The sequence below is a fragment of the uncultured Campylobacter sp. genome, from assembly GCF_937997465.1.
GTDB lineage: Bacteria > Campylobacterota > Campylobacteria > Campylobacterales > Campylobacteraceae > Campylobacter_A.
On record NZ_CALKTQ010000336.1, the window covers coordinates 1 to 6084 of the forward strand.

A 6084-nucleotide genomic window follows, 5' to 3' on the forward strand; every position below is an offset into this window, starting at 1 on the left:
CCTACGCGATGAGTATCGGCATGAGCCTGGGCTACGTGCGCGCGCTACCAATGATGTCGGGACAGCTAGCCTCTCTGGCCTTCGTGGGGATTTGCTGTATGCTGGGCGTTGGCGCGGTTTTGGCGCATTATAGCTTCGCGTTTAAGGTTTTAAACATCATCGCAGGCCTTTATCTGCTATATCTTGGCGCTATGCTGTTTTTTAGCAAGGGGCAGCTTAGTATCACGAAGGTCTCGCAGCTTCCGAGTAAAAAGCAGATGTTTTTAAACGGCGCCGTGGTCTGCATCTCAAATCCTAAGGCGTGGATTTTTCTATCGGCTTTGTTGCCGACTTTTTTGGACGCGAACGATCCTTTTAGCCTGCCTCGCATACTCTCTATTACGGTTACGCTCGTTTCTATCGAGTTTTGCTCGCTAAGCATCTATGCTCTTGGCGGAGCGATACTAAAGAAATTTTTGCAAACTCACCTGCGCCTTTTGGAGGTTTTTACAGCCGCCATCATCTGCGTCATCGGCATTTTGATGATGCTTCGCTAAATTCACCCGCCGAATTCTAGTTAAATTTGATAAAATAGGACAAAATCTATCGCCTTGCCCGTTAAATTCGTGGCAAATTTAAGGAAAATAAATGTTTAAAATTTTAGTCGCCGAGGATGACGAAAATTTAAATAAAATAATCTGCCTAAAGCTCGCACAGGAGGGCTTTTCGCCGCTTGCGGCTTTTGACGGAGAGCTGGCTTTGCAGCTGCTAGAGAGCGAGCGCGCCGATCTTGTCGTCACCGATATCATGATGCCCGGACTTAGCGGATATGAGCTAACCAAACAAATCAAGCTGCTAGACGAGTCGCTGCCGGTGCTCATGATAACGGCAAAAAGCGGCATGGAGGGGATGGAGAAGGGCTTTGTCATGGGGGCGGACGACTATATGAGCAAGCCTTTAAATTTAAAGGAGCTGATTTTACGCATAAACGCGCTTTTGCGCCGAGCCAAGATCGCTAGCGGCAAGCGGCTGAGGTTTAAAAACTCCGAGCTAGACTATGCGGCACTTAGCCTAAAAATCGGCGGCGAGGTCGTGGAGCTAGCTCCAAAGGAGTTTTATTTGCTATTTTTACTGCTCTCAAACCCTGGCAAAATTTTCACTCGCCTAGAAATCATGCAAGAAATCTGGGGCTACGACACGGATAGCGACGAGCGCGCGGTCGATACGCACGTAAAAAAGCTACGCCGCAAGCTAGAAAGCTGCACGGACTTTGAGATAGCTACGGTACGCGGCATCGGCTACAAGGGCGAAATTTACGAGTGAGAGGGCGGGTGAGATAAAGTGAAAATTTTAAAAGCTATTTTCGCGGCGGCATCGGCGGTTTGCTATCTAAACTCGGCTGTTTTACCCGAAAACGACTGGAGCAAAAAGGATCTAAAAGGCGAGGTCAAAAGTATGACGGCTACGGAGTACGAATACTCCGTAGACGGCTCGGGCGCGCTAGAAAATACGCGCGTAAAGCGGACGGAGTTTAACGAAAACGGCTATATACTGCAAGAAACCGAGCGCATAAACGGCGTGCCAAACAGCTCGGTTTTGTTTGAGTACGGCAAAGACGGGTTAATACGCAAAAAATATCAAGATAGCGCCGTTTATCTCTACGAATACGAATTTGACGGCGAAAATTTAGTCGCGACGGCCAAAGAACAGCATGTGGGGGATAAATTTTACCCGCGCACGGAGAAAACTACCTACGGCAAGGACGGCAAAATGATCGCTAGGACGGTGTATTCCGGTGGAACGCTAGTGATGGACGATAGCTACGTCTACGACGAAAAGGGCGTTTTAACGCGGATAGAAAATAATATGGAGCCGCGGCACGGCATAGAGATAAGCTTTGAGCGCAAGCCAAACGGCGAATATGAAAAAATCAAGCAAGCCCCGAACTCAAAATGGGTTTATTATTACGCCGCAAACGGCGACGAGATGGAGTATACGTCGGTAAATTACTTCGGCTCTGAGGCAAAAATCTGGCAAATCTTGCAGTTTAAGGATATAAGCAGGGACGAGCGGGGAAATTTGACGCATAAAACCTCGGTCAAATTTAAGCCCGCGGACAAATACTACGAAAACGGCGACATAAAAGAGATCGGTCTATACAAAAAAACGGAAATAAAATATGAATACTACGCAAAATAAGAAAAAATACCTAATCAGCTTAAAAACCTACACCGCGGCGATGTTTATCTTCGTCTTTTGCGTGCTTTGCGTCGCGGCGTCGGCGGCGATCCTGGCTTACGAGCAGATATTTGAGATGAAGCTTGGGATGTTTTGGGGCATTATCAGCTTTTGCGCGATCGTGATGGGCGCGGGCGGAGCGATATTTTATGCCGTAACGGCGTATTTTTTAAGATACGTCGAGAGTTTTAGGCTAGCAGCCGGAAAGATCGCTAGAGGCGACTTCGCCGTTAGGGTCGCACGCAAGAACTGCAAATGCGGCTCTGATAGTGAGTATCTGCACGAGCTAGACGAGCTGGCGGCAAATATAAATTTGACCGCGGCGGCGCTAGAAAAAATGGACTACATGCAAAAGGACTTCATTTCAAACGTCTCGCACGAGCTAAAAACGCCTCTAAGCGTCATCAGCGGCTACTGCGAGATCGCTCAGGACGAGACGGACGAGGCGCGCAGAAACGAGTATCTGAGGCTCATAAAAGAGCAGGCAAACTCGCTAAGTAGGCTGTGCGAGGACATGCTGCTGCTCTCGCGGCTAGATAGCCAGGCGGGCGTAAATTTAGACGAAAACGTGCGAGTAGACGAGCAGCTACGAAAGGCTGCGGCGATGCTGATGCAAAAGTACGGCGGGCGGGAGTTTGATCTGGATCTACCCGCCGTAAGCGTACGCAGCAACGCCTCGATGCTAGCGCAAATTTGGGTAAATTTGATGGATAACGCGCTGAAATATTCAGCCGCCGATATCGGCGTGAGCTGCCGCGAAGAGGGCGGTGGGCTTGTCGTGCGCATTAGCGACAAGGGGGCGGGTATCGAGGCTAAAAAGCTAGAAAAAATCTACGATAAATTTTATCAATGCGAGGAGTCGCACAAGGGCAAGGGTAGCGGTCTAGGGCTATCTATCGTGCGCCGTATCGTTCATCTTTTGGGCGGCGAGATAAGCCTTGAAAGCGAGCCTGGATGCGGTACGACCGTAAGCGTAAAGATCCCAAACGCGCGTAAAATTTGAGGGAAACCGCGGCTAAAATAGTTCAAATTTGCGATTCTTCGACGGGCAAATTTGACTCTCAGGCTCGGCTGATTGCGCGGCAAATTTGACTTTCGGGCGCAAAATTTGACGAAAATTTAAATTTGCCGCAAGCGACGCAACCGAGTTTGCCGTAAATTTGACGAAATAAGCGCAAATTTAACGCGAAATTTTAAAAAGTCATACAAAGGACACATTGAGGACACAAAAGGTCATTATAATTCTCCAAAAATAAAGGAGAAAAAGATGAAAGATTCTGCAGTAACTCACGTAACTATGGCTATCGGAGCCGTGCTTTGGGGTTGTCTAATGGCAGCGGTAGTTTTATTTTAACCGAAAACAAAAACGTAAAAACAAAAAATCTACGGACGAGTATCCAAGCGATATCTCGTCCTTCCTCTAAATCAAATTTAACCGCTATCCCGCACCGCTTTTAAAACCCGGCTTTTCTAGCTGCTTAAATTTACTAGGTTTATTAAATTTCCTGCTCGGCGAGCTTGTTTTTATATAAAATTTAAAATTTGACTCGCGAGCCGAACCGTCTAAATTTAACCTCAAATTTACCCGCACCGACCGCTAGCTGTCGCGCTTTGATTGTTTATTTAGCTTCTTTTGGATAAAATCGCCCAAATTTAATCTTAAGGCGAATCATGAAACAAGCAAAAGTCTGGAAATTCGGCGACAATATCGACACCGACATCATCATAGCCGCGCGCTATCTCAACACCTCCGACGAAAAAATCTTGGCCACTCATATCATGGAGGACGCCGATCCCGAGTTTAGTAAAAAAATCTCCGCGGGCGATGTCATCGTAGCGGGCGAAAATTTCGGCTGCGGTAGCTCACGCGAGCACGCTCCTTTGGCGCTTAAGGCCGCAGGCATCGGCGCGGTGATAGCCAAGAGTTTTGCTAGGATTTTTTATAGAAATAGCTTTAACACTGGGCTTTTAATACTAGAAATCAAAGAAACAGACGAGATAAACGCGGGCGACGAGCTAAAAATCGACGTGGATAACGGCGCGGTCGTAAATTTAACGAGCGGCAAAGAGTATAAATTTAGCCCGATACCGCCGTTTATGCAAGAGCTTTTAAAAAGCGGCGGCCTCATAGAATACGCCAAAACAAGGATATAAAATGGCTAAAATTTATAACATAGCGGTGATAAAAGGCGACGGCATCGGCCCTGAGATAGTCGATGAAGCGATAAAGGCGCTGGACGCGGCTAGCGCGGAGTTTGGTTTTGAACTTAGCTATAACTACTACCTGATGGGCGGCGCTGCGATCGACGTGTTTGGCGAGCCTTTGCCTAGCGAGACGCTAAGCGGCGCGCTAAACTCGGACGCGGTGCTTTTTGGAGCTATAGGCGGGCCAAAATGGGACGGCTTGCCGCGTCATCTGCGTCCTGAAAGCGGGCTTTTGAAGCTGCGAAAAGGGCTTGGCGCGTATGCAAATTTGCGCCCTGCGATGATATTTGACGAGCTGGTGGACGCTAGTACGCTAAAGCCGTCAGTCCTTCAGGGCGTCGATTTTATCGTGGTTCGCGAGCTAACGGGCGGGATATACTTCGGTCAGCCGCGTGAGAAAAAAGAAAACAGCGCCTACAACACGATGACCTACACGAGCGAGGAGATCGAGCGCATCGCAAAGGTCGGATTTGAAACCGCGATGAAGCGCAAAAAACGCGTCTGCATGGTTGATAAGGCAAACGTGCTAGAGACCAGTCAGCTGTGGCGTGAGGTCACGAGCGAGGTCGCAAAGAGCTATCCGGAGGTAAATTTGGAGTTTATGTACGTCGATAACGCAGCCATGCAGCTCGTGCGAGCGCCTAGTAAATTCGACGTGATTTTGACGGAAAATCTCTTCGGCGATATCCTAAGCGACGAGGCTAGCATGGTGTGCGGCTCGATCGGTCTGCTGCCAAGCGCTAGCATCGGCGGCAAGGTTGGTATCTACGAGCCCATCCACGGCAGCGCGCCCGATATCGCTGGGCAGGGCATCGCAAACCCGGTCGCTACTATACTAAGCGCTGCGATGATGCTTAGGTATTCATTTGGTGAAAATGCGGCTGCAAAAGCTATCGAAAACGCCGTAAAAGCAGCGCTCGCGCAAGGATACAGGACAAAGGATATAGCGGAGTTTGGCGCTAAAGAGATTTGCTCTACGAGCGAAATGGGCGGCATCATCGCCTCGCTAATAAAAAAATGAAAAATACTATCACAGAAGCCCTAATCTACGAGGCTCAGGGGCTAAAAGACGATGCTCTGATAGTTTATAAAAACATCTTAAAGCGCGAGCCGACAAACGCCGCTGCGATCGCCGCGATAAGGCGTCTAAGCGGCCTTAGCAGGAAAAAAACGGGCGTAAACGAGCAGATGAAAGACTTTTTCATCAAAATGAAAACCGACGAAGAAATAACCGAATTTAAAAGGTGGCTGATAAAACTATGAAACTAGAAGAAATAGCAAAAATGGCGATAGACGAGGTGGCGATGGAGCTAGAGCGAATGGACGCCGCGCAGGAAAGCTTGGCCTCGGATGCTGAAAACGGGTCAAATTTAACGAGCTCTCCAGTCTCAAGCGGCGACGTAAATTTGACTAACGCCGCGGGCCTTGCAAATTTAGTCGGCGAGATAAGCGTAGCGGACGAGGCTAGCGAGTTTGAGGCGGCTTTGGATAGTGCGGTAAATTCTCAAAAAACGGCGGCGAAATTTGACGCCGTCCAGGAGTCCGACCTGACCGCCGCGCCGCAAAAAGCCTTTGAGGTCGAGGTTGCGAATTTTACGGGCGAGGAGATATTTCTAAAAAACCTAAAAGAGCGCATTTTGGTGCTTTTTGAAGGGCTAAACG

General features: G+C 48.7%; 9 protein-coding genes. 8 read left to right on the forward strand and 1 reads right to left on the reverse strand.

Annotated features, from left to right (window positions below):
* From Q0546_RS11395 to Q0546_RS11410, 4 genes are all read left to right on the forward strand, one after another.
* Nucleotides 1-536, forward strand: a 536-nt coding sequence (locus Q0546_RS11395) for a LysE family translocator (protein ID WP_298793144.1), incomplete at its 5' end; no start/stop codon positions are given.
* Nucleotides 537-627: 91 nt separating this feature from the next.
* The gene (locus Q0546_RS11400) at nt 628-1302 is read left to right on the forward strand and encodes a response regulator transcription factor (RefSeq protein WP_298793146.1); all 675 of its coding nucleotides are present in this window, start codon (nt 628-630) and stop codon (nt 1300-1302) included.
* Between the two features lie 18 nt (nt 1303-1320).
* A complete protein-coding gene (locus tag Q0546_RS11405) occupies nt 1321-2178 on the forward strand; it encodes a hypothetical protein (protein ID WP_298793148.1) in 858 nt (285 codons plus the stop codon).
* Nucleotides 2159-3220 (forward strand): HAMP domain-containing sensor histidine kinase, encoded by a 1062-nt coding sequence (locus Q0546_RS11410; RefSeq protein ID WP_298793149.1) that lies wholly within the window; start codon nt 2159-2161, stop codon nt 3218-3220. Before Q0546_RS11405 ends, Q0546_RS11410 begins: the two co-directional genes overlap by 20 nt.
* A gap of 435 nt (nt 3221-3655) precedes the next feature.
* Here Q0546_RS11410 and Q0546_RS11415 read toward each other — a convergent pair whose 3' ends face one another.
* Entirely contained in the window at nt 3656-3796 is a 141-nt protein-coding gene (locus Q0546_RS11415; RefSeq protein ID WP_298793151.1) for a hypothetical protein, read from the reverse strand.
* Nucleotides 3797-3888: 92 nt separating this feature from the next.
* Here Q0546_RS11415 and Q0546_RS11420 point away from each other — a divergent pair, with 92 nt between their 5' ends.
* From Q0546_RS11420 to Q0546_RS11435, 4 genes are all read left to right on the forward strand, one after another.
* The gene (locus tag Q0546_RS11420; RefSeq protein ID WP_002952075.1) at nt 3889-4371 is read left to right on the forward strand and encodes a 3-isopropylmalate dehydratase small subunit; all 483 of its coding nucleotides are present in this window, start codon (nt 3889-3891) and stop codon (nt 4369-4371) included.
* A 1-nt stretch (nt 4372) separates the two neighbouring features.
* Nucleotides 4373-5443 (forward strand): 3-isopropylmalate dehydrogenase, encoded by a 1071-nt coding sequence (gene leuB, locus Q0546_RS11425; RefSeq protein ID WP_298793153.1) that lies wholly within the window; start codon nt 4373-4375, stop codon nt 5441-5443.
* On the forward strand, nt 5440-5685 hold the full coding sequence (locus tag Q0546_RS11430; RefSeq protein ID WP_122868273.1) for a hypothetical protein: 246 nt from the start codon (nt 5440-5442) through the stop codon (nt 5683-5685). Before leuB ends, Q0546_RS11430 begins: the two co-directional genes overlap by 4 nt.
* Nucleotides 5682-6084 (forward strand): GlcNAc transferase (locus tag Q0546_RS11435; protein ID WP_298793155.1); only part of this gene is annotated, 403 nt, incomplete at its 3' end. The genes Q0546_RS11430 and Q0546_RS11435, both read left to right, overlap by 4 nt.